The organism is Marinobacter sp. ATCH36 (assembly GCF_023555055.1).
GTDB lineage: Bacteria > Pseudomonadota > Gammaproteobacteria > Pseudomonadales > Oleiphilaceae > Marinobacter.
In genome coordinates, this window is sequence record NZ_JAMJPL010000001.1 from 695264 (window position 1) to 717198 (window position 21935).

Below are 21935 nucleotides of genomic sequence, written 5' to 3' on the forward strand. Positions count from 1 at the left end.
GTTGCGTTGCGCCCATCGGCAACCTCCGGGTTAAAGAAGCCGCCGAAGCATTTAATGAGCGAGTCGCGGGCAAGAAACCAATATCATTCACCCCCGAGGACGTCGCAGATCACAACGGTGAACTGATCGAGCTTGCCCGCAGCCTTGGTATAGCAGTCGAGGGCGCGACTGGCGCAGTCCAAAGCTGCTTCTGGTTGAGGATGAAGCCGGCGCGCTCTATCTGGAAGGCACCCTTGATGAAGCCAGAATCGCTCATCACTGGCTGGTCAAGTTTCCGCGTGGCCGAATGCTTTCGGACGACGAGGACATCCTGCGGGCCGAAGGTGTGTTCTATAAGGTCCTTGCGGAGCTGGGCGTGGATACCATTAAGGGGGCAAAGCTACATGAAGGGCGGAAGCCTTCGCTATGGCTGCCGCGATTCGATCGGGTGATTAGAAAAGGTCAAATCCAACGTTGTGGCGTGGAATCTGTCTACAGTCTGATGGGAATGGTGGGTGATGGCGCACGGCTGCAGCATACCGATGTTCTGTCATGCCTGAACCGTTATCTTGATACCGATTTCGACGACTTGCTCGTGGAATACCTGCTCCGAGATGTCATAAACACCGCCATCGGGAACACCGATAACCATGGCCGAAACACTGCCATCGTTAAGCAGGATGGAGACATGCATCTTGCACCAGCTTTCGACTTGGCGCCCATGGTACTCGACCGGGAGGCTGTCGCCAGAACGACAGTATGGCCTAAGCATTTCCAGCTGCAACGTGGAGTAAATTATGGCGCCATCATCAAAAGCCTGGCGCATGATCCGGAGGCGGCAACCAAAACCCTGATAGACCGGGTTGAGACTTTGGCTGACTTCAGGGAGCGGATTATCCAGAAAGGCCTTCCTGAATTGGTTCAGAACAGTCCTCTAATCCATCTGGACAGTTTCTGCTCGGTAGCCGAAGCCATTCAAGGTCAATGGAATGAGGTCAGGACTGCCAAATGATGATGCCCTCCCGTGCAATGTTCCGCAAAATTGTAGGATTGGAATAGGCTTCTGGCTCGAACCACTCAGTCTCCCAAATCGGAAATGGCTTAATTCGGACGCCGATTTGGAGCAGAACGTCGTATGCGAGGCTGGCCAATGCTAGTTTCGTCTCGACAAAATTACCGGGCTCCCCACACAAAATTACCGCGACATCAGCATCGCTATCGGGCTGGTAATCACCACGGGCCCGACTGCCGAACAGAATCAGTTGGGTGACTTTGTACTGGTCACTTAGCTTTTCGCCGAATACCAGAACGGCCTCTCGGATATCAACCTGATCCTCCAGGACAGATTGTTCTAAGCCTACGGATTTCGCCTGTTCCCATTCCAGCATCTCCGGGGGTATGGCCGAGCCGGAGTCGCATTGAATAAGCAGCTCTCCGAGTGTGTGCCCTTCTCGCTCGGCCATAAAATTGCCTTTATCTCAAATTTCCACGCCGCCCGAGAATTACCGTGGCAGGGATTGTTTTGCCTCTGTCCCCAGCGAACTTGTCTACTGATGAGTACTCGCCATCCCATTCTTGAGCTTTGCGGTATCGAACCACTTCCATGGGTTTCAGATCGACAATATCGTCATAGCCAGTCTCGTAGCCTTCGACAAGAACCGTTGATTCTGGCGGTAACGTTTTCAGTCGCTGTATCAGTTCATCAGCAGTCATGTTTTCCCCGCGAGTATGTACTACTTCAGTATCAAGAGTAACCGCCGCTATTCAGGTGGTCGAGGTAAGCTCGTACCTCATCGCCTCGGCCTCTGGAGACGAGATCTTCCGGTGTTAAATTGCCGAGGGATGCAATCTCTGTAGACCGATACCAGGTCCAGGCTGCGCTTTCTGAGCCAGCCCAAGGCTTCACTTGCCGAATAATGTCTTTTGCTTCCAATTCCAGAAAATCAGACGTCATCCTTCGGTCCTCAACTAATCAAGATCCAGCACAATCGGTGGATTGATGGGCTGGTATCGAACAGTGCAGGTGCTCGCGTTAATAAGCCGCGTTGCGCCTCGCACGTACTCACCATAACCCTCATGGATATGGCCAAAAACATGCGCCTTTAACGATAGCTGGTCGATTCGGTGCAACAGATCAATGCACCCAGCGTTGAAACAACGGAATCCCAGAGACACCTCATCTCCGATGCTTCTTGGCGGTCCATGGGTAATCAACACATCGGTGTTGTCCGGAATAAGCTTCCATTTTTCATGCAATGGCTGCCCCCGATCCAGCATAAACCACCAGTCCTGGAAAGACGGCGTCCAGGGCGAACCCCAAAACCGAACCCCTTCCATCTCAGCACCACAATCTTCTAGATAAACTGCGTTGGTCAGAGCCTCCCGCGCAAGTTCCGGCGTTTCCTGAAAGGCTGCATCATGGTTGCCAGCAATCACGATTTTGTGATGGTGGGGCAGAGTGCCAAGCCAGTCGTTCAGATCTTCTACGTCATCCAGAGTGCCCGCGCCCAGGCAATCGCCGGCATGGATCAGCACATCACCGTCCGGAATCTCCGGGATTCGGCGGTGTAAAGAATGAGTGTCGGATATACAAACAATTTTTATTCATCTGATCCCAGATCTCGAAACAAGTCTTCAACGCTTTCAAAGCGTTCGCCTTGTCCTTCCTCCAGTTCACGCATGGCCCTGGCCGTTTCTTTATTGGGTACCCGAGGTTTTCCGAGCGTGTTTAACCGCTGCGCCTTTGCTCGGGTGGCCGCGTCCATAGCTTCAAGGCTAATCATGCGCTCCGACGAAATATCGCCCTTACTGTGTTCGATTTCGGGATGCGTCACTAATTCGGTTTCGAGCGACCAGTCCATAAACGGAAGCAGCCGCACGATATTCCGCGCATCATCTACACCCCGATGATGACGCCCCTCAAAGTCCAGTTTGTGGAATGCCAACGCATGGGCCAAACCATTTTTCTTCTTCTGGCCTGTAGTGCGACGCCAGATCCGTTTCAGATTTAGATGCGGATACGCCATGAAACGCGGTGTGTGCCCATGTTTTTGGCTCTCGGCCAGCACATGCAGGCGATCGTAGTTTCCCCAGCTGCACCAAATGAAATCCTCGGACAGCGAACCCAACCAATCATCTAGAGCCTGGACGACCGCCGGAAAAGGCGGGGCTTCATCGATCATCGACTGTGTGATACTGGTTAATGACGTACAAAAGTCGCTGAGCTGGGGGAACCGGATAGGACGAACGATAAGCGACAGACTATCCAGAAGCTCTCCACTGCTGGTAGCCAGAGCACAGCCGAATTCGATGATCTCCATGTTGTGGAGATGCTGAGGCTCGCCATCAGGCGCAACTCTGCCCGCCCAACAGGTCGCCTCCAGGTCAATCACCAACACTATATTTTTTCGCAAAACTATCTCCAGGCAGTGGAATAATGGAATCTGAAGCAGTTCTCTACTAGAATCCTGCCAAACAAAGAGGAAGCTTGCCATGGATCGCCAACGACAGATAAAGCATCTTGTAAAGTACCGCTTGGATAGCACTCAATCAAAACCTGCGACCATCCTAGCGTTCCCCAGAAACAAAAGGGAAAAATCCCGTCGTTCCGTATTCCTTGAACTACTAGAGCGAGGCTCTCAATAACTGAAGGACTAAGAATGGCCTCTGAAGCGGTACAGATACTCCATCAAGAAGATAAAAAGAAGACCAGAGCCACCCCGAAAAACCCTGTGAGTGTTGTCAGGTCAAGGCAAGCCAAAGAACTCGTGATCGGGTTATGTGGCGCAATAGGTAGCGGAGTTCTTCAAGTAAAAAATTCTTTGATTCAAGAATTAGAGAATGCTGGATATATAGTTTTTCATATCCGTCTCAGTAAGTTTATAGCAGACCACTACGAAGATGAATATGAGGGAATAAAAAGTCTTTCTGGTGCTGAAAGATATAAAAAGTTGCAAACTCTCGGAAATAATATGAGAGATCATTACGGGTCTGAGATACTTGCGGAATTATCGATAAGAGAAATAGCGACCACGCGATCATATAATGCGTCCGATTATAATGAAGATAATCCAAAGTTTGCTTTTTTAATTGATCAATTAAAAAATCCTGCCGAAGTGGAAGTGTTTCGTTTAGTTTATCCTGGAATTTTTTACTTACTCGGTGTTCTCAGTCCGGAGGAGTCACGCAAGTCCTCTCTGGAGCTTGAGGGACTAAAGCCGCATGAAATCAACAAATTAGTTGAGCGGGATCGAAAAGATGAAACGAATTCAGGTCAGCAATTAGAGAAAACTCTTAAAGAAGCAGATTATTTTTTAAGCAATCCTAACGGAAATCTTTCTCATTTAAAACACTCGATTCAGCGTTTTGTTGGGCTTATACATGGAGAAAATGGGTTAACTCCAACCAACGACGAATATGGTATGTATGCTGCGTATGCCGCATCTCTCGGTAGTGCCTGTTTATCTCGTCAAGTTGGAGCATCGATAGTTGATTCGGCTGGCCATATCTTGGCGACGGGGTGCAATGATGTGCCGAAATTTGGTGGTGGGCGGTATACAGCGGATGATGGTAATCAAGACCATCGTTGCGTGTGGAACAGAGGTTTTTGTAGAAATGATTATTATAAAGCTCAACTTATTGAAACGATAGGTGTATCAGTTAACACTATTTTGGATAGTTTAGACGAAAAAGCGAAAGAACATTTGCCTGGAGATCTGAAAGATCGAATTTATCAAGCTGTTGCTGAAAATAGTCAGTTGAAGTCGATTATTGAATATTCTCGGGCCGTTCACGCGGAAATGGATGCAATAGTAGCTTTGTCTAGGGAGGGAAAGACAGGCTCAATAGGTGCCACTTTGTTTTCTACTACTTATCCCTGCCATAGTTGCGCCCGCCATATCATTTCCGCTGGAATTGAAAAAGTTGTATTTATAGAGCCATATGAAAAAAGCCTTGCAAAACAGCTTCATAATGACGCGATAACTGTTGGATCCGATGAAGGTAAGGTGACTTTTGTAAGCTTCGAGGGCGTTGCGCCAAGAAGATTTGATACTTTTTTCGGAGGACAGAAAAGGCGGAAAGATTCCGATGGAATTGCTACAAGAATAATATTGTCGGATGCAAATCCCGTTGATGCTCAATTTCTCGATACCTACAAGACATACGAAGAAAAGATTTTGGCTTCAGTCACCGCAAAGTTGGATGATGAAGCAACTTATGTCCCTGGCGAATAAGTCTGGTCATTCATCGCTAGGCGTTTGGTATTTGATCATCGCAATCTCCCATACTTTCTTCCCATCAGGTGTTTTGACTATTATCTCGTCGCCTGGTTTCTTCCCGAGGCTTGCTCTGACCACAGGGGCATTTACGGAGACATAGTCCTTTTTGCCATAGATCTCGTCAGCACCGACAATTCTGAATTTAATCTGGTCATCGTTTTCATCAACTAGAGTAACCCAGGCTCCAAAGAAGGCTTTTCCCTCCTGAACAGGGCTGTATTCGATTACTCGAAGCTTTGACAGTCGGTTTCTCAAAAATCTGACTCGTCGGTCGATTTCCCTAAGTCTTTTCTTGTTGTATTGATAATCCGCATTCTCCGAACGGTCACCTAAGCCGGCTGCCCACTGGACCTTCTTGGTGACCTCTGGGCGTTCTTTTCGCCAGAGATTGTCGAGTTCTTGTTGTAACTTAGCGTAACCTTCCGGTGTGATAACGTTTGTATCCATGGTGATCTACAAATAGTTGAGTGCTTTTTTTACCGCATCTACGGTCGCGGCTTTCAGGACAACCACCCCATTGGCATCCACGATCTCTCCATATTTAGAGATCGAGAAGCCCCACTTGCTAAGGAATTCTTCTGAGGTGAGATATATCAGGGCACGGCGTTCCAGGTTGTTAAGCGTGCGGTCTTCGTCAAAACCTTCATTCTGGTAGTCTCTGACTTCAATCCGGGTGCCGGGTGGCGCAAAGTCACGGAGTTTCCTGTTTGCCGCTGCCAACTCAGAAGATTGAATTCGGGCTAATAACTTGTGCTTCGGGTTTTGAATCTCCTCGATCCACTCGTCCTCCCCCCTGTGTTCCATGCGAGGCTTGTCGCTACGGTGCTGCTTTTCAAAAGAATTCAGTAGTGCTCGGTACGGTTCGCCGGTTTTGTTCCGTAGGCTTTGAGCCTTCGGGACGCCCCTTTTATGGCCTAGACGAGCGATTGTCGCTACCGAAAAGTCGTTAAGGCCCCTTTGCTCCTGTTCCACACAAATTTGGTAGATGGCATCCAGTGTTTTGCCGACCTTAGGTGATGATTTTTCTTTGAGTTTTTCCAGTAATTCGTTTGGTTTCATGGGCGCCTCTACAGCACAGCTGGCAGTGACTCTTTGGTAATCAGCTCAATTTCAGAAGGCTCGATCTTTTCAGGTCCAACGAGATCTGATAGTTTCAGTTGACCGTCGATGAGCTTGTTAACCTTCTCCCAAGATCTTAATCGTGCTCTGAACAAGGCCACGAGCTGATTGCCGACAAGGAGCTGTTGTCCCTGTGAGAGCATGAATAGGCGCGGTGCTAGCTCATTGAAGCTAGCCATTCGGTCAAGCAGTTGGGAGCGGGGAATAACTGCCCTTGAGGGATTGCAGCTTTCGTAAATGGTCGCATTCACACATACCTCATGCAGCTGCTGGAAATGCGAAGTGTCATCGATCTCAATCTGCACTTCGGAATCTGGCATTTTGATCAGAGCCACGTTCGCATCATCGGACTCGAGACGGCCATTGGCAACAGATTGGGATAGCTGAATAAGCTTGTAGGATGACTGAAGGTCACACAACAGCATATCCATCTTTTTTGCCGCGCTCTCATACTCGGACTCCAGTTTTCGGAGTTTGAATTCGAGGGGAGACCTCTGGCTGGTATCGAAGGGCTGTTGCTTGAGGTTTGCTAAATACTCCTGACGATCTAGCTCGGTCACTTTCTCGTTGATTACCGATACTTTGTCCTGCAACTGTTGGCAGACATCGGACTGGTCGTTGGCTTCCAGAAGGATTTCGTTGGTTATGGACAGTAGGCCACCCAGGAAGACGGGCCCGGTTATGAAATGCCGGCAGCGAAGGCAGTTTTGAATTCCAAGGTAACCGGAAGGCACGGGACGATTCACCTTGGTGGCACCTATCTCTTCTCCGCCGTCATCACAGCGGGTGGCCGCGAACGGGCAAATGCCGTAATCCCGGAATACGTAGTTGCCCGCTGGCGCAGCGTTGGTGAGCGATTGCAGCAAGTCTTGGTTGGAGCCGACCAGCTGGTTTTTAACAGCCTCGATATTATTCTGTTCGATAGCGGCTTGGGTCGCTTCAGCCTGTGACTTTAGTGCTCGTTTCTCGCCTTCTTCGAAGCGTTGTCGAATGTCTCGTTGGGTTATCTTACAGTAGTAGATCGACATGACAATCGATGAGTGCCCGACCACCTTCATCACAATTTCGACCGGCATGCCCATTTCCATGATGTAAGCTGTAATCAGGCTTACTCGCATGGAGTGCGGTGTGTATTTCGACTTGTAGTTTGAGAGGCGGTAAGAACTCCCCTTCAATTCAGCCAATCTCAGGCTGGATGGTTGAACATTGTGGAGCGCTGCAGCGAGCCGCATAGTGAGGGCTGAGCCCGGATTTTTCGGTTCAACGTCGTTGAAAGCCCTGAAAAGAAAGCAGTTGACTCCTTTGGCTTTGAGCTGAACTTCATTTAGATTGGTGCGGACACAGCGAGTCCACGGCGTAGCTTCGGTGATCGGGTTGTATTTCTGTTGCCATTTACGAAGCCGCACCAGCCAGTAAGCCAGGTCTTCCGGAACCCAGGGAATGGAATACCCCGCGCCATTATTGCTGGTTTTGTTTGTGGTGACATACATACCGAAGTTGTCATCGGGCAGTTTCTTGATAAACGACTGTGTCTTTGTGCTACCGGCAAGCGGGCTGCTGTTTTTGTCCCAGGTTACCGACCCTTTGTCGTCAAGGTCAGCTATTTCTCTGTCACCTTCGCCGGAGTCATTGTAGGCAATTTGGCGCCCCCTCAGCGGCACCTTGGTCAGAGCAAAGGTGTGAATCCAGTCCGTGGGACACCAAAGGTAGTATTGGTTCCCCTGCTTGCGAACAACGCAGTCCGGGTCAGAGTAGTCGACAAGGTGGGCTGGTATTTTCACCCAGTCAGCATCAAACTTCTGAAGATGGGTGAGGTTTCGAAAAGTCTTCGCGGTTTCGGGGATAATCCATTCCTGGACTCTACGAACAAAGTAATACTGAAGACAAGGCTTTGTGGATTCGTTTCGAGTGGGCGCTGTCACGCTTTTGTCATCGGCTAGTAACTGAAACGGGTTTCTAGCATCCATAACACGGATAATTTCACCGGTATCTTCATCTTCATCGGTCAGGTCGTTACTGATGACGTAGTCTAAGAACTCGATAACGGCTATGATAATGTTCCGGCGATAGTTGTCGCTGGGTAGCGTGTTAAGTTCCTCACGGAAAGGCCGGATGTTTACCCGTTTTTTTGTCAGAAACTCTTGCGGTGACAAGCTCTTGTCGTGTTTCTCAATATAGATCCGGACGAAGCGGCAAAGGTGGTTCACTTTGGAGCCGCCACCTTGGGCCTGTTTCATGAACTCCACGATTTTGTCCGCCCATAGTTGGTAGGCTGAAGGAATATAGTCTGGCTTGAATGGTCTTTCTTTGCCGCAGAAGTTGTACCAGTTCTCCCACTCGTCGTTGTAGACCTCATGGGGTGTCTTAGGGTAGCGGGGGTCGTCCAGAGAATTGACCCATGACCGATATTCACGCTGGTTCTTTATGCCTTGCGCCCTAACTTTCTTTTTAAGCTCCTGGTAGGGTATTACTTGGGGTATGTCGAAGAACTCTGAATAGCTGCTCCAGTCATCATTGAAAAACCGTTCGGGGTGTGCCGGCAGGCCAGGGATATCTTTGTAGCGTTGTCTGTAGTCAACCGTATTCCTGATACCGTGTTCCTTACAAATGGCTTTAAGTTCCGCCAAGCTGGACGCCGTGGTAGCTGGCTCTTTGAAGAAGACTCTTTTTCCGGCACTCATTTTTCAGATTCCCTCATCTCCGTTCTGATATCGTCACTAGTAGGCTTTATATAGATAAGGCACGAGTTTGGGCTTTTATGATGCATGGCTTTTTGAAGTTCAACTTGGCTCAGGCCTAGCTTCCTAGCCCGATAGCCGTACGCATGCCGGTGGCCATGCTCTGTAGTGCCGAACTCCTTTTTACACTCAAGACCGATGCGTTCTACCGCTCGCTTGTGGCGTCTTTGAAAGTTTTTCAGAGTGTCTGGCTCGCCACGGTCATTGGTGAATGCAAACGGGTGAAAATTATCTGGTTCAACCCGTTGGCACTTAAGGTACATCGCCCAGGTTTTCAGGAATTCCTTTGCCTTATAAGTTGGGTTAAATAACACCTCAAAATAACCTTCTTTGCTGGTCATCAGCGGATTTTTCCATCCAGAATAAAGGCGTTCGGTTATTCGATATGTGTTTCTTGGCTTAAAGTTGGTTTCGGATAGTAAAAACTCAGCCCGGTTTTTGTAACTTGGGTCTGGTGATCTTCCGTAAATGGGGTGATACACCCGAACCAAGGCTTCATCGCTATGATTTGGGTGAATAGTTATGTCAGAGGTGAAGATATGAAAAATTTCGCTTTTTCTTAACCCTCCATAGTTCAGGAGCATGGTCATCGCCTGTGATCGGAAGTCAGGTTTTCCTCTAGCGACAAAACCAGCATGAATAAGTCTTTCAATATTGTCTTCCGGAAACCGCTCTGCTTTATCATTGCTGATCAACATTGGGACAGGAGTGTAAATAAGTCGTTTACGGGTTGCGGCCTTTTGGGCTTCAGAATAAGAAGAAAGGTGGTTCAGGAACACATTGGCTTGTTTGTGGTAATAGGCGCACCAGTTCATCCGCTCTTCCCATCCCGTGGCTTCTCGGAACGGATTTATACGGCTTTGGTCATAACCGTCCTGTAGAGCCAGAAAGTCGGTGTAATGAGTGATATGGAAGAGGATGTTGTTGGCAACCGTGAGATCTCTAGGTTTCCAAAATAGTCTCAGTGGGTCATCACTTGTCTGATAATCGATGGTTCCGGTTATCAAAGCCTCGGTAAAGCTCTTCAGAAGTCTTGTCGCTTTTCTGAAGCCCGGTGTCGCCTCTACATAGTCGATCAACAGCCGCACTGCAAAAATGGACTTTTCTTTCCAAGAATCACTTTTCCCTGAATGCCATGCCAGATACCGGAGATGGGATATCAGAATGCCGCTACGGGTGTAAACCGCAGGCAACTGATGTTGGATTCCGCTTGCAGTGTCGGTGTAGTAGACAGCCAGTTTCAGTGTGTGCTTCATCTCTATGACATTTATTATGGGGTTACTTTCCGATCCTATACTTCTAGAGAATAGGGGTAAAGAGAGTTTCAGGTTAGGAAATAGTATGGTTTTTTGTGGGGTTCTAATACATCTACGGCAAGAAACAACTACGGGAAATTGATCGCCGCGTCCGCTTTCTGAGCAAGCGACTGGACGAACTGACGGTGGTGGACCGGCTGCCGGATGACCGGGACAAGGTGTTTTTCGGTGCCTGGGTGACCATTGAGAACGAGGATGGCGCCGAATCCAACTATCGCCTGGTCGGCCCGGATGAGTTTGACCTGTCCCGTGGTTACCTGAGCATCGATTCCCCTATGGCCCGTGCTCTCCTGGGGAAGCGCATTGACGACGAGGTTGGCGTGCGGACGCCCGATGGCTGGAACCATGTGGTTATAACCGCTATTCGTTACGAGCCGCTATCCTCTGACTAGTGAGGAGTGTCACAAAACTGGCGACCGCTCAGGTTTTCTGTCGTGCTTGACGATAGACTGATGAAAAATTGTCAGCCGAATACCCCGACACGACAGGGAACAAAAAAGGCAAGGGTTATGGGTGGACTCTATTCAAGCAGGGCAGCAATTGGCGTTGCAACGTTGGTGGTTGCGCTGTCGCCGCTGGTTTGGGCGCAAACCAGCGAAGATACGGTCGCGGGTGGTGCGTTCAATTATGAAGAGCGTTCAACTCTGGAGACCATCCCCTTTAATTCCATGGAGGAGGAATCCCTCGCCAACACCGTGATTGAGGGCGGTCTGGAGGCGCCTGCGGCGGGTGTGCCGGATTTCTATCTTGACCCGCTCGCCCTGCAACCCCGTGACCCCCGTACCGATCTCGGGCGAAACGAAATTCCGGTGGAATTCCGCTTCAGCAATCCGAAGTCCATTCCCGGGCAGACCCACGGTGACAACTACATTATTCGCCCGCCAACGAACCGCAGTTACGGCGCGTTCAATACTACAACGACGGAGCGATGAGCCTGTCCCCGCGCTGACTCAGGCGGCGACAATACCTTCCGGCCCGGTTCTTCCCAGCACATCCTCGTAGAAGAAGGTCAGGGCCTGTTTGGCCTGGTTCATCCGGGCCCGGGAAACCTGCAAACGGTCACGCAGATACGCGAGGAAAAGTTGCTGGTCATCGGATTGCAGCATCTCCGGGTTTTTCAGGTTGTGGAAAAGCACAAACCGGGAAATCCAGTGAAGATAGGTCTGCTCTGCGCGATGATTAAGCTTGTATTTGCGGATGGCGCCAGTCACACGACTGACGAGGCCAGGCTGCGACTGTTCCAGTGCCTCGGTGATATCCATAATTTGTCTTCCCTGTTAATCGTTGTTCTTATAATGCGCGCATCTTATGACAATCGTTTGACCGTCGCAAAACTTTCACAGGGAGAATTGATCGAGAGCAACAATCGGTGAGACCGCTGCTCCCGATGAAGGCGGGACCTCTGGTTACTTAAGGGCTTCCAGCTTATCGATGTACTTCTGCATGGCCTCCTCGGACGAGGTGCCTTTTACCTTTTCCCAGGCGTCGTACTTGGCGCGGCCAACGAAATCCATCATGCCCGGACGCTTGCCGCTGACATCACCTTCGGTGGCCTGCTTGTAGAGGGCGTAGAATTCAAGCTTCAGTTCGTTTGAGGGTTTGAAATCACCCTCCGCGTTCTGGATGTAGTTAACGGCTTCGTCAAAGCGGGTTTTCAGGTCACTCATGTCGGGGTCCTTTTATTGCTGTTTCCGTTAGTCATGGTGGGGCAGAGTATAGCCATATGGCCAAAACATCGACAACTTGGCAACTCTTTGCCCAAGGTTAAGAATTGCCATTGCCTGGCCATTTTTTGCTTGAGTACCTGAATTATCCTGTGTAGAGTTTGGCGTGTAGCGTACCAGGACGGTTCGCTCAATGGACTGTAATATTGCAACTGAGTTTGCACAGGGAGCAAGCGCATGTCATCTAAAGACGGTTCCGTCGCGCCCAAAGAGCGCATCAATATCAAGTATGTCCCCGCCACCGGCGATCAGCAGGCTGAAACTGAATTGCCGCTGAAGATGTTCGTGGTCGGCGATTTTAAGGGACAACCCGAAGAAACCCCCATCGAAGACCGCAAGGCCATTTCCGTCGACAAGAACAACTTTCGTTCTGTCATGTCGGAGGCCGGACTCACCCTCTCAACCACGGTCGCCAACAAGCTGGAAGACGAAGCCGACGAACTACCGGTCAATCTTGAATTCCAGACGCTGGATAATTTTTCTCCCGACAGCATTTCCCGCCAGGTGCCTGAGCTGAAGAAGCTGATCGAGCTTCGCGAAGCACTGGTTGCTCTCAAGGGCCCACTGGGTAACGTGCCATCGTTCCGCTCCAAACTGCAGGAAATGCTGGACAACGAGGAAGCCCGTAACAAGCTGCTTGAAGAGCTTGAGCTGGCTACCGACGAAAACGGCGAATAATCTGGATTCGTGATACGAAATCTGCCAGTCCTGGCAGATCTCAATCCTGTGTTTAAAACGTACTAAAGGGATGTGGTATGTCTGATACTGCTGAGCAGCAATCCGCTGCTACCGAAGCTGTTGCCGAGGGGTCGTTGTTGGACCAGGTCATGGCCAACAGCCGCATGGCGCCTGCCGATGAAGGCTACGATGTTGCGCGCCGTGGCGTTGCAACGTTTATTTCCAACCTGCTGAAAAGCGAAGAAAAAGGCCAGCCGGTCAACAAGGCGCTGGTGGATCAGATGGTGGTAGAGCTGGACCGCAAGATCAGCGCCCAGATGGATGAAATCCTGCACGCCCCCAAGCTGCAGGAACTGGAATCCTCCTGGCGCGGCCTGAAGCTGATGGTCGATCGCACGGATTTCCGCGAGAACATCAAGGTGGACATTCTTCACGCCACCAAAACCGAAATGCTGGAAGACTTCGAGTTCGCCCCGGACGTCACCCAGACCGGTTTCTACCAGCACATCTATTCCACCGAATACGGCCAGTTTGGCGGTGAACCCGTGGGTGCTGTGGTAGGCAACTACGCCTTCACCCCGTCCACGCCGGACATGAAACTGCTGCAGTACGTGTCCTCGGTAGGTGCCATGGCCCACGCTCCATTCCTGTCCTCTGTCGCGCCGTCATTCTTCGGCGTCGACAGCTATCAGGAACTGCCGGCCATCAAGGAACTGAAAGCCGTCTTCGAAGGCCCGAAATACGCCAAGTGGCGCTCTCTGCGCGAGTCCGAAGACGCCCGCTACCTGGGCCTGACCTCACCGCGCTTCCTGCTGCGGGTGCCCTATGATCCCACGGAAAACCCGGTACGCAGCTTCAACTACAAGGAAGATGTGTCCGGCGACCACGAGCATTACCTGTGGGGCAACACCGCCTACCTACTGGCCACGCGCCTGACCGAAAGCTTCGCCAAGTACCGCTGGTGCCCGAACATCATCGGCCCGCAAAGCGGTGGTTCGGTGGAAGACCTGCCGGTTCACACCTTCGAATCCTTTGGCCAGCTTGAAGCCAAGATTCCGACTGAAGTGTTGATCACCGACCGTCGCGAATACGAAATGGCCGACGAAGGCTTCATTGCCCTGACCATGCGTAAGGGTAGCGATAACGCAGCGTTCTTCTCCGCCAACTCGGTGCAGAAGCCCAAACAGTTCCCGAACACCAAGGAAGGCAAGGAAGCGGAAACCAACTACAAGCTTGGTACGCAACTGCCTTACATGATGATTGTTAACCGCCTGGCGCACTACATCAAAGTGCTGCAGCGCGAGCAGATCGGTTCCTGGAAAGAGCGTCAGGACCTGGAGCGGGAACTGAACACCTGGATTCGCCAGTACGTCGCCGACCAGGAAAACCCGCCGGCGGATGTCCGCAGTCGTCGTCCGCTGCGTGCCGCCAAGGTGACTGTGTCGGATGTGGAAGGCGATCCGGGCTGGTACTCGGTGTCCCTGGCGGTTCGTCCGCACTTCAAGTACATGGGTGCGAACTTCGAACTGTCACTCGTCGGCCGTCTGGACAAGGACTAACCCGTGTTCAGGAACACCGGTGTTGACGGTGTTCAGGCTTCGGGCGGCAGCCTGTTCGAGAGACTGGAACAGGCTGCCGAACCTGCCGGGCAAAGCATGGGGGAAGTGACCCATGTGGTGGACTCCATCAAACGCCACCTGGTACGACTGCTGAATGCCCATCCGGGCAACAGCGAGAGCGTGCCGGACCTGGGGCTGGTGGATTTCAACGACGCCACCCTCGGCACCCACGACCTGAGCATTCGTATTCGCAGCGCCATACGGCAGTGCATTGAAAAATTCGAGCCCAGGGTGAGCCGGGTTGATGTAATGGCAATGCCCCAGGGGCCGGATCCATTGCAGCTGCGGTTCCAGGTGACAGTCTACCTGAGTGTGGGTTCGGAAGACGATAAAACGACCATCGATTTGTTACTGGATGACAAGCGCTATTACCGGGTGATTTGAAATCACTGGCAATAGCTATCGGACAAGGATGAGAGATCGGGCCAGGGGTTACTCCCACAAGTGTGCGGAGCCACGGATGGCGGAGCTCAAGCGCCCCAGGGATGGGCTTGCAGCGTCTTTTGGGAGTAACCCCTGGCCCGAGCTCGGAGCCAGAGGGGGACGGCGATACCTTTTCTTCTGGGAAAAAGAACTCGCTACGCTCAGACACCTTTTTTCCGGCAGAAAAGGCATCCCCATCCCCCTCGATCAGACATTGGTGCAGTAGTCTTTATGAAGTTGAATCGGTTTTACAGGGACGAACTTAGCTTTCTGCGACTGCAGGGGCGGGAATTTGCGGATGCACATCCGCAGTTGACCCGATTTCTTTCTGAGCAGAGTACCGACCCGGATGTCGAACGGCTGCTGGAGGGCTTTGCGTTTCTGACAGGGAAGCTCCGTGAGAAGGTCGAGGATGAATTTCCCGAGCTGACGCATTCGCTGCTGAACATGCTATGGCCGAACTATCTCAGGCCAGTGCCCAGTTGCACCATTATGCGGTTTGATCCGCAACTGCATGCTATCAGTGAGCGCCAGCGGGTGGAGCAGCATACCGAGATCAAGAGCCGGCCGCTGGGAGATGCCATGCGTCAGACCCAGTGCCGGTTCCGGACCTGTCGGGCGGTAGATGTGTTTCCGGTGAGTGTGGCGGATGCGCATGCCGAGCATTCCCGGGAAGTGTCTTCGGTGACCGTGGATCTGGCGTTGCATACCGATCAGCCGCTGTCTTCCCTCGGCTTTGATAACCTGCGCTTTTACCTGGGTGGCGAGAGCCATATTTCCGAGGCGTTGTACCTGTGGCTGAACCATTACCTGCAGCGTATGGAGCTGGTGGTCGGGGATTCGGTGTTTTCCATTCCGGCCAGCCAGTTGAAGCCAGTGGGGTTTGCCAACGATGAGGCATTACTGCCTTACCCCAAGAACGCCTACCCAGGCTACCGTATTCTGCAGGAATATCTGAGTTTTCCAGAGGCGTTCCGGTTTGTGGACATCCAGGGGCTGAAGGCTCGGTTGCCGGCAGTGCAGGCGGATGAAATCAGCCTGCGCTTTCACTTTAGCCGCATCCTGCCGCCGGATGCGAAGATCCGGGCGGAGAATTTCCAACTGTACTGCACACCGGCCATCAACCTGTTCACCCACGAGGCCGATCCGGTGGACCTGAACGGACGCCAGACGGAGTACCGCATTGCGCCGTCCAGCCGCTCGCCGGAGCACTATGAAGTCTTCAGTATTGAGCAGGTGGAAGGCTGGCTGGAGGGCCGGTCCGGGCGTGGGGAGCCTCGGCTATATACCGCCTTCGAGAGCTTCCAGCACGAGGTCGAACGGGATCGTGGCCGCACTGCGCTGTATTACCGGGTGAAGGCCCGGGAAAGTGTGCGTGGGGACGGGTTTGACCACTACATTTCCTTCGTGCGCGGGGACGAATCCGAGTGTATGAATCGGCAGGAAGCGGTATCGCTGACGCTTACCTGCACCAACCGGCAGTTACCGCATCAGCTGGCGGTGGGGGAGATCTGCATGGCGACGGAGACCACGCCGGCATTTGCCTCGTTCAGCAACATTACCCGGCCCACCCACACCCTGCGGCCGACACTGGATGGCAGCCTGCTATGGACACTGGTCTCCAACCTGTCGCTGAACTATCTGTCGCTGCTGGATGTCGACGCCCTGCGAACGGTACTGCGGGTCTACGATTTTCGCGCACTGGTGGACCGCCAGGCGGAGCGGGTGTCCCAGAAGCGCCTGGCCGGCATTCTGGATATCGAAACCACGCCGGTGGACCGGATGGTCCGGGGCCTGCCAGTAAGGGGGATCCGCTCGGTGATGCGGCTGGACCAGCAGTCGTTTGCCTCGGAAGGGGATCTTTACCTGCTCGGTACGGTGCTGAGCCAGTTTTTCGCGCTATACGCGAGTATTAACGCATTTCACCAACTGGAAGTGGTGAATACAGACAATCAGGAACGGTACACATGGACGTTACAGCAAGGGCAACAGCCTCTGATGTAGCCGAGCTGCAACCCGTTCTGGGCAATGCACGGCGCTACAGCTTTTTCCAACTGGTGGACCTGATCCATCGCCATCACGGTGATGATCTGGAGCGGTCCCAGGACGAACAGCCGCAGCGCGAGCGTATCCGCTTCTCGGCGTCGGCCGGCCTGGGCTTTCCGGGTAGCGATGTGGTGTCGGCGGTATCGCCGGAACATGAGCACGCGCCCTATCAGTTGGAAGTCAGTTTTCTGGGGCTGCACGGTTCGCAGTCGCCTTTGCCGGGGTATTACCTTGAGGATCTGGCCTGGGAAGCGGGGCAGAACCTGGGCATACGTCGCCACTTCCTGGACTTTTTCAATCACCGGCTGGTGACGCTGTTCCACCGGGCGTGGCGCAAATATCGCTACTACGTGCGGTTCCAGCCCGAGGCGTCGGACGGTTTCTCCGAGCATATTTTCTCCCTGGTGGGTCTGGGAGACCCGCAGGTCCGGGCGGCAACGCCGGTCAACTGGTCGAAGATGCTGGCTTATGCCGGACTGATGGCGGGTCGCAGCCGTTCGCCAGAAGTTGTCAGTGGCATCATCGGGCACTGTTTCGATCTCGATGATGTGGATATTGAGCAGTGGGTATTGCGCCAGGTAGCTATTCCCCAAGACCAGCAGACCCGACTGGGGCAGGCCAACGTCGCCCTGGGCCAGGATACTCTGGTGGGTTCCGGCATTCGCGATCGCAGTGGCAAGTTCATCCTGCGCATACGCAACCTGGACCGGCAGCGATTCGCGGATTTTCTGCCCAACGGCGAAGATCACGACCGGTTGGTGAAGCTGGTGGAGTTCGTCACCCGGGAGCAACTGGCGTACGACCTGGAGTTGCAGATGCGCCCCAGGGACGTGAAGCCGATGCAGTTGGGTGCGGACGTGCGACTGGGCTGGAACTCGTTTGTAACGCCGGAAAAGGCCAGGAAGCTGCCAGCGGTGCGGTTGCAGATACGCCGTTGACCTCAGTGGACTGAGTAATGTGATTGAGTAAAAGGAAACCGGATATGGAACATCAACAAAGCCGCGGCCTGAAACTGGTGGTCAGCAACCCCACCCAGGTTGCCAGCGGTCGGGCGCGGGAGCATGTGTTCGGAACCAGCGGCGGCTCCATTGGTAGCGCAGGCAGCGACACCTGGCAGTTGTCATCCCATCGCACCGGAGCTGTGCCGGGCCATGCTGAGGTGCGGTTTATGGACGGCGTGTTCTGCCTCATCGACCGCAGTGGCCGCACCTATATCAACAGTGGCACCCAGCCGGTCGGTCGTGGCCGCCGGGCGCGCCTGAAGAGCGGTGACACCATCACTATCGGGCGATATCAGCTCAAGGCGGAAGTCGTCAGTGGCCAGAGGCAGGACAGCGCCCTGCCAGAGGAAGTGGAAGACACCACGCTGGTGAACGTGGACGAAGGCGAACTGATGCGGGCTGAAGAACGTGAACGGGAAACCGTCGGTGGTGAACCGCTGCATGGTTTGCAGCCGGCTCCGGGTGAAACCTTCAGTGAGGATCCGTTGCAGGCCTGGTCACGGTACTCCGGAAGTCATCGGGAAGAGGATGACAGCGATGAGCGGGATTTCCTGCTGGCGGACAAACCGGAGTGGCACGCACGTGATGGCGCAGTTACAGATGAGTATAGGGAAAATCGCGACGTAGCCATGGGGCTGCCTGTGCGAAAAGGAGAAGGTGACAGGATGTCTGAAACCACCAAGCCGGCCCGCCGTCGCGTGCCAAACGACCAGAGCCGCCAGCACATCAGCGGCGCCCCGCTGTTGCGCGGTATGGACACCGACCTGGGCTTTGCTGACAGCGATGAGATGCGCCTGTTCCTGGAAGAGGCTGGCCAGACCCTGAAAGCCACGGTGGAAGGCCTGCTGGCCCTGCACCAGGGTGAGGACAGCCGACACCAGGCACTGCGCACCCGCCTGCAGCCCATCGAGGACAACCCACTGCGACTGGGCGAGGATTACAACGAAACCGTGCAGACCCTGTTTGCCAGTCAGCGCAGCCCGGTGCACCTGTCGGCGCCGGCGGCGGTCAGTGAAAGCCTGCAGAGCCTTCACCATCACCAGATCGCCACGCAGACGGCCATCCGTGAGGGGCTGGACGCCATTCTCCACGCGTTCTCACCGGAGGCGTTGTTGCGCCGGTTTCACGGTTACCGCCGTGGACTGAAAACCGACGAAGACGAAAGCAACTGGGCTTGGGAGATGTACCAACACTATTACCGGGAACTGAGTTCCAGTCGTCAGCAGGGGTTCGAGCGCCTTTTTCAGGAGGTGTTTGAACAGGCTTACGATCAACAACTGCGTCAATTACAGAGGGAGAACCTGTCGTGAAGTACTGCAAATGGAGTTTGCTGGTCGCCATTCTCGTTTTTGCGGGGTGTAGCACCCCCTACAACGCAGTTACCAAAACCGCCAAGGTGATGTGGGACCCGGATATCCCCGTGGGTTACCCGGAAGACCTGCCCAGTCGGGTGGACCTGACCATGCTGGCGGAGCCGGATGTGAACCCCAACGAATCCCTGGCCCCCACGCCCATCGCGTTCCAGATCATCCAGATGCGGGATAGCTCACGGCTGATGGCGGCGGATTTCGATCAGCTGCTGGGTGAGCTTGAGCCCTCGCTGGGCCGCAATTATATCGATCATAGCGATTACACCCTGGTGCCGGGACAGTTCAAGTTTATCGACCCGTTCGAGATTGCCGAGGATACGCGTTTCATCGGCGTAATTGCCTTCTATGCCTACCCCAACCTGTCCCAGTGGAAAAAGGTTGTGAAGGTGGATCCCATCGGCGGCCGCTACCACCTGCTGGTCAATCTGCGCGAGCGTGAAGTCAAACTCAGAAGGTCGGATGAGTCCTGATGTCTGCAACTAATCGAGTCGTCTGGAGTGATGGGCTGTTTATCAAGCCCCAGCACTTCCAGCAGCAACAAAGATACCTGGAGCACCAGATCAACGAGCGGGCTCTGGCGGTTTCCGATTACCTGTATGGTTTCAGTGACCTGGAGCTGAATTCCGAGTACCTGAGCTTTGGCCGGGTCGGCCTGGTGAGGGCCAGCGGCCTATTTCCGGACGGAACCCGTTTCTGCCTGCCCCAGGACGATGTCATGCCGGAGCCTCTGGAAATCACCGACGCCTCCGTGGCTAACCAGGTGGTGTACCTGGCCCTGCCACTGGGCAGCGAGAGCCTGGCGGAAGTGGAGTGGCCGGAAGCTGCCATCGCCGGCCGGTTCCGGGCTCAGAGCGAGGAAGTCCGGGATCTGCATTCCATCGACGGCGATTCCCACACCATCGACGTGGCCCGGGTGGCTCCGAAGCTGATGCTGGAACGGGACGATCGCAGTGCCTACGCGGCCCTGGCAATCGGTCGGATTCTGGAAAAACGCCCCGACGGCAGCCTGGTGATGGACCCGAACTTTATCCCCACCATGCTCAGCGTGCGTGCAGCGCCCCGGCTACAGCGTTTCGTTGGGGAAATGGCAGGGCTGATGAGGGAAAGGGCCAGGAACATTGCCGAGCGCGTGGGTGCCCCCGGGCAGGGTGGCGTGGCGGATGTGGCGGATTTCATGCTGCTGCAGATGCTTAACCGTGCCCATCCCCGTTTCCTGCACCTGGCGCGGCTGCGCCAGTTGCACCCGGAGCGCCTTTACGAAGCCCTGTTGGAGCTGTGCGGCGAACTGGTGACCTTCACCGACGAGAACCGTCTGCCACAGGAATACACCGCCTACGACCACGACGTGCCGGAGGATTCGTTCACACCATTGATGCAGGTACTGCGACAGTCACTCAGTACGGTACTGGAGCCGCGCGCACTGGCCATCCAGCTGCAGCAGCGCCAGTACGGCCTCACGGTGGCGCCAATCCAGGACGCGCAGCTGATCGGCCAGGCCGAGTTCATCCTCGCGGTGAAGGCGGACATGCCCCTGGACGACCTGCACAAGCAGTTTACCCAGCAGTGCAAGGTGGCATCGGTGGAGAAAATCCGCGATCTCATCAGTCTGCAGCTGCCGGGGATACCGCTGTCGGCCCTGCCGGTGGCCCCCCGCCAGTTGCCGTATCACGCCGGGTTCGTGTACTTCCGGTTGGACGACCAGAGCCAGGCCTGGCAGATGCTCGACAATGCCAGCGGCTTTGCGTTCCACGTGGCCGGCAGTTTCCCGGGAATGGAAATGCAGTTCTGGGCAATCAGGAGCTAGATCATGGCAGATGCACCGGTGATGGATTCACCCAATGGCAACACGGAAGCAGGTGGCAGTGCGTTTGATGACCTGATGTTCGCGGACAACAACCGCGATGGGCGCGTGGGTGACCAGGGCTTTGGGAACGACCAGTTCCAACTGCGGGGCCTTGAGGATAACCGGCTGATCGACGCCGCCACGCCCCTGTTAGGCCTGGTTATCCGGGTGCGTAGGCTGGCGGACTTCCACGGAGTGGAAAACCTGTATCAGCAGGTGGTGGACGAAGTGGCCGCCATCGACCGGGAACTGGTGGAGCAGGGCTACGAGCGGCCGACCGTGGTGGCCTATCGCTACGTGCTTTGTGCCTTTATCGACGAAGCCGTGCTGGGTACTGACTGGGGCGCGCACAGCATCTGGTCCCAGCATTCGCTGCTGTCCCGCTTCCACAACGAAACCTGGGGTGGCGAAAAGGTATTCGCCATCACTGCCCGCATGGAGCAGGAGCCTGAGCGTTACCGCGACATGCTGGAGTTCATCTACCTGTGCCTGTGCCTGGGATTCGAAGGCCGCTACAAGGTGATGACCAACGGCCGGGACGAATACGAGCAGATTATCCGCGGGCTGAACGAACAGCTTCGTGGACTGCGTCGCGACGAAGAACCGCAGCCGCTGACAAACGCGTTGGCCAACGTAACCCCGGCCCGCAACCGGCTGCGAACCGGGCTGCCCCTGTGGGGCATCGGAGGGCTCTTCGTAGCGGCCATGGCTGGGGTATACACGCTTTACAACATAGCGCTGAACGAACGCATCAGGGATGTGCTCAGCGTACTGGAACAACTCCCGAAATAAGGAGATCA

The 21935-nt window shown here is 54.0% G+C and carries 22 protein-coding genes and 1 pseudogene; 13 read left to right on the plus strand and 10 right to left on the minus strand.

Translation table 11 applies throughout. The annotated features are described in order from the left end of the window. Window positions 1-190 precede the first annotated feature (190 nt). Window positions 191-991 carry a HipA domain-containing protein gene (locus tag M8010_RS03090; protein WP_284047987.1) on the plus strand — a complete coding sequence of 267 codons (801 nt, stop codon included), beginning with the start codon at window positions 191-193 and terminating at the stop codon, window positions 989-991. On the opposite strand, the gene M8010_RS03095 is transcribed toward M8010_RS03090, so the two are convergent. The 4 genes from M8010_RS03095 to M8010_RS03110 all read right to left on the minus strand — a co-directional run bounded on the left by M8010_RS03095 (window position 975) and on the right by M8010_RS03110 (window position 3392). After that, window positions 975-1442 (minus strand): nucleotidyltransferase domain-containing protein, encoded by a 468-nt coding sequence (locus M8010_RS03095; RefSeq protein WP_250088284.1) that lies wholly within the window; start codon window positions 1440-1442, stop codon window positions 975-977. The genes M8010_RS03090 and M8010_RS03095 overlap by 17 nt on opposite strands. 10 nt (window positions 1443-1452) lie before the next feature. Continuing rightward, window positions 1453-1692 (minus strand): hypothetical protein, encoded by a 240-nt coding sequence (locus M8010_RS03100; protein ID WP_250088285.1) that lies wholly within the window; start codon window positions 1690-1692, stop codon window positions 1453-1455. Between the two features lie 255 nt (window positions 1693-1947). Continuing rightward, entirely contained in the window at window positions 1948-2583 is a 636-nt protein-coding gene (locus M8010_RS03105; protein WP_250090107.1) for a metallophosphatase domain-containing protein, read from the minus strand. Further along, window positions 2580-3392 (minus strand): 3'-5' exonuclease, encoded by an 813-nt coding sequence (locus M8010_RS03110; RefSeq protein ID WP_250088287.1) that lies wholly within the window; start codon window positions 3390-3392, stop codon window positions 2580-2582. The genes M8010_RS03105 and M8010_RS03110 overlap by 4 nt, the downstream gene beginning before the upstream one ends. Window positions 3393-3638: 246 nt before the next feature. Here M8010_RS03110 and M8010_RS03115 point away from each other — a divergent pair, with 246 nt between their 5' ends. Beyond that, on the plus strand, window positions 3639-5213 hold the full coding sequence (locus M8010_RS03115; RefSeq protein ID WP_250088289.1) for an anti-phage dCTP deaminase: 1575 nt from the start codon (window positions 3639-3641) through the stop codon (window positions 5211-5213). A gap of 6 nt (window positions 5214-5219) precedes the next feature. Here M8010_RS03115 and greB read toward each other — a convergent pair whose 3' ends face one another. The 4 genes from greB to gmtY are packed head-to-tail and all read right to left on the minus strand — an operon-like array spanning window position 5220 to window position 10371. Next, window positions 5220-5705: a transcription elongation factor GreB gene (gene greB / locus M8010_RS03120; protein ID WP_250088302.1), complete on the minus strand. Its 486-nt coding sequence runs from the start codon at window positions 5703-5705 to the stop codon at window positions 5220-5222. A 6-nt stretch (window positions 5706-5711) separates the two neighbouring features. After that, the gene (gene gmtX / locus M8010_RS03125; RefSeq protein WP_250088304.1) at window positions 5712-6317 is read right to left on the minus strand and encodes a gamma-mobile-trio protein GmtX; all 606 of its coding nucleotides are present in this window, start codon (window positions 6315-6317) and stop codon (window positions 5712-5714) included. A gap of 8 nt (window positions 6318-6325) precedes the next feature. After that, a complete protein-coding gene (gene gmtZ, locus M8010_RS03130) occupies window positions 6326-9058 on the minus strand; it encodes a gamma-mobile-trio integrase GmtZ (protein WP_250088311.1) in 2733 nt (910 codons plus the stop codon). Further along, window positions 9055-10371, minus strand: a complete 1317-nt coding sequence (gene gmtY, locus M8010_RS03135) for a gamma-mobile-trio recombinase GmtY (protein WP_250088317.1) — start codon at window positions 10369-10371, stop codon at window positions 9055-9057. Before gmtY ends, gmtZ begins: the two co-directional genes overlap by 4 nt. A 107-nt stretch (window positions 10372-10478) precedes the next feature. Here gmtY and M8010_RS03140 point away from each other — a divergent pair. After that, window positions 10479-10823, plus strand: a pseudogene (locus tag M8010_RS03140) (GreA/GreB family elongation factor); the annotation flags it as partial. A 117-nt stretch (window positions 10824-10940) separates the two neighbouring features. Further along, complete coding sequence (locus M8010_RS03145; protein ID WP_250088320.1) at window positions 10941-11363, plus strand: hypothetical protein; 423 nt, start codon at window positions 10941-10943, stop codon at window positions 11361-11363. Between the two features lie 18 nt (window positions 11364-11381). On the opposite strand, the gene M8010_RS03150 is transcribed toward M8010_RS03145, so the two are convergent. Next, entirely contained in the window at window positions 11382-11693 is a 312-nt protein-coding gene (locus tag M8010_RS03150; RefSeq protein ID WP_250088343.1) for a site-specific integrase, read from the minus strand. A 144-nt stretch (window positions 11694-11837) separates the two neighbouring features. After that, window positions 11838-12098: an acyl-CoA-binding protein gene (locus M8010_RS03155; protein ID WP_250088345.1), complete on the minus strand. Its 261-nt coding sequence runs from the start codon at window positions 12096-12098 to the stop codon at window positions 11838-11840. 234 nt (window positions 12099-12332) lie between these two features. On the opposite strand from M8010_RS03155, the gene tssB reads away from it, so the two are divergent. The 9 genes from tssB to icmH all read left to right on the plus strand — a co-directional run bounded on the left by tssB (window position 12333) and on the right by icmH (window position 21927). After that, window positions 12333-12833 carry a type VI secretion system contractile sheath small subunit gene (gene tssB / locus M8010_RS03160; protein WP_250088368.1) on the plus strand — a complete coding sequence of 167 codons (501 nt, stop codon included), beginning with the start codon at window positions 12333-12335 and terminating at the stop codon, window positions 12831-12833. 77 nt (window positions 12834-12910) lie between these two features. After that, a complete protein-coding gene (gene tssC / locus M8010_RS03165) occupies window positions 12911-14392 on the plus strand; it encodes a type VI secretion system contractile sheath large subunit (RefSeq protein WP_250088390.1) in 1482 nt (493 codons plus the stop codon). 3 nt (window positions 14393-14395) lie between these two features. Further along, entirely contained in the window at window positions 14396-14836 is a 441-nt protein-coding gene (gene tssE, locus M8010_RS03170; protein ID WP_250088392.1) for a type VI secretion system baseplate subunit TssE, read from the plus strand. Between the two features lie 270 nt (window positions 14837-15106). After that, window positions 15107-16879 carry a type VI secretion system baseplate subunit TssF gene (gene tssF / locus M8010_RS03175; protein ID WP_250088406.1) on the plus strand — a complete coding sequence of 591 codons (1773 nt, stop codon included), beginning with the start codon at window positions 15107-15109 and terminating at the stop codon, window positions 16877-16879. Then, window positions 16843-17859, plus strand: a complete 1017-nt coding sequence (gene tssG / locus M8010_RS03180) for a type VI secretion system baseplate subunit TssG (RefSeq protein ID WP_250088412.1) — start codon at window positions 16843-16845, stop codon at window positions 17857-17859. The genes tssF and tssG overlap by 37 nt, the downstream gene beginning before the upstream one ends. Window positions 17860-17903: 44 nt before the next feature. Next, a complete protein-coding gene (gene tagH, locus M8010_RS03185; RefSeq protein WP_250088415.1) occupies window positions 17904-19232 on the plus strand; it encodes a type VI secretion system-associated FHA domain protein TagH in 1329 nt (442 codons plus the stop codon). Next, window positions 19229-19762, plus strand: a complete 534-nt coding sequence (tssJ, locus tag M8010_RS03190; RefSeq protein WP_250088417.1) for a type VI secretion system lipoprotein TssJ — start codon at window positions 19229-19231, stop codon at window positions 19760-19762. Before tagH ends, tssJ begins: the two co-directional genes overlap by 4 nt. Next, entirely contained in the window at window positions 19762-21096 is a 1335-nt protein-coding gene (tssK, locus tag M8010_RS03195) for a type VI secretion system baseplate subunit TssK (protein WP_250088419.1), read from the plus strand. The genes tssJ and tssK overlap by 1 nt, the downstream gene beginning before the upstream one ends. Window positions 21097-21099: 3 nt before the next feature. Then, window positions 21100-21927 carry a type IVB secretion system protein IcmH/DotU gene (gene icmH, locus M8010_RS03200; protein WP_250088421.1) on the plus strand — a complete coding sequence of 276 codons (828 nt, stop codon included), beginning with the start codon at window positions 21100-21102 and terminating at the stop codon, window positions 21925-21927. The last annotated feature ends 8 nt before the right edge of the window (window positions 21928-21935 follow it).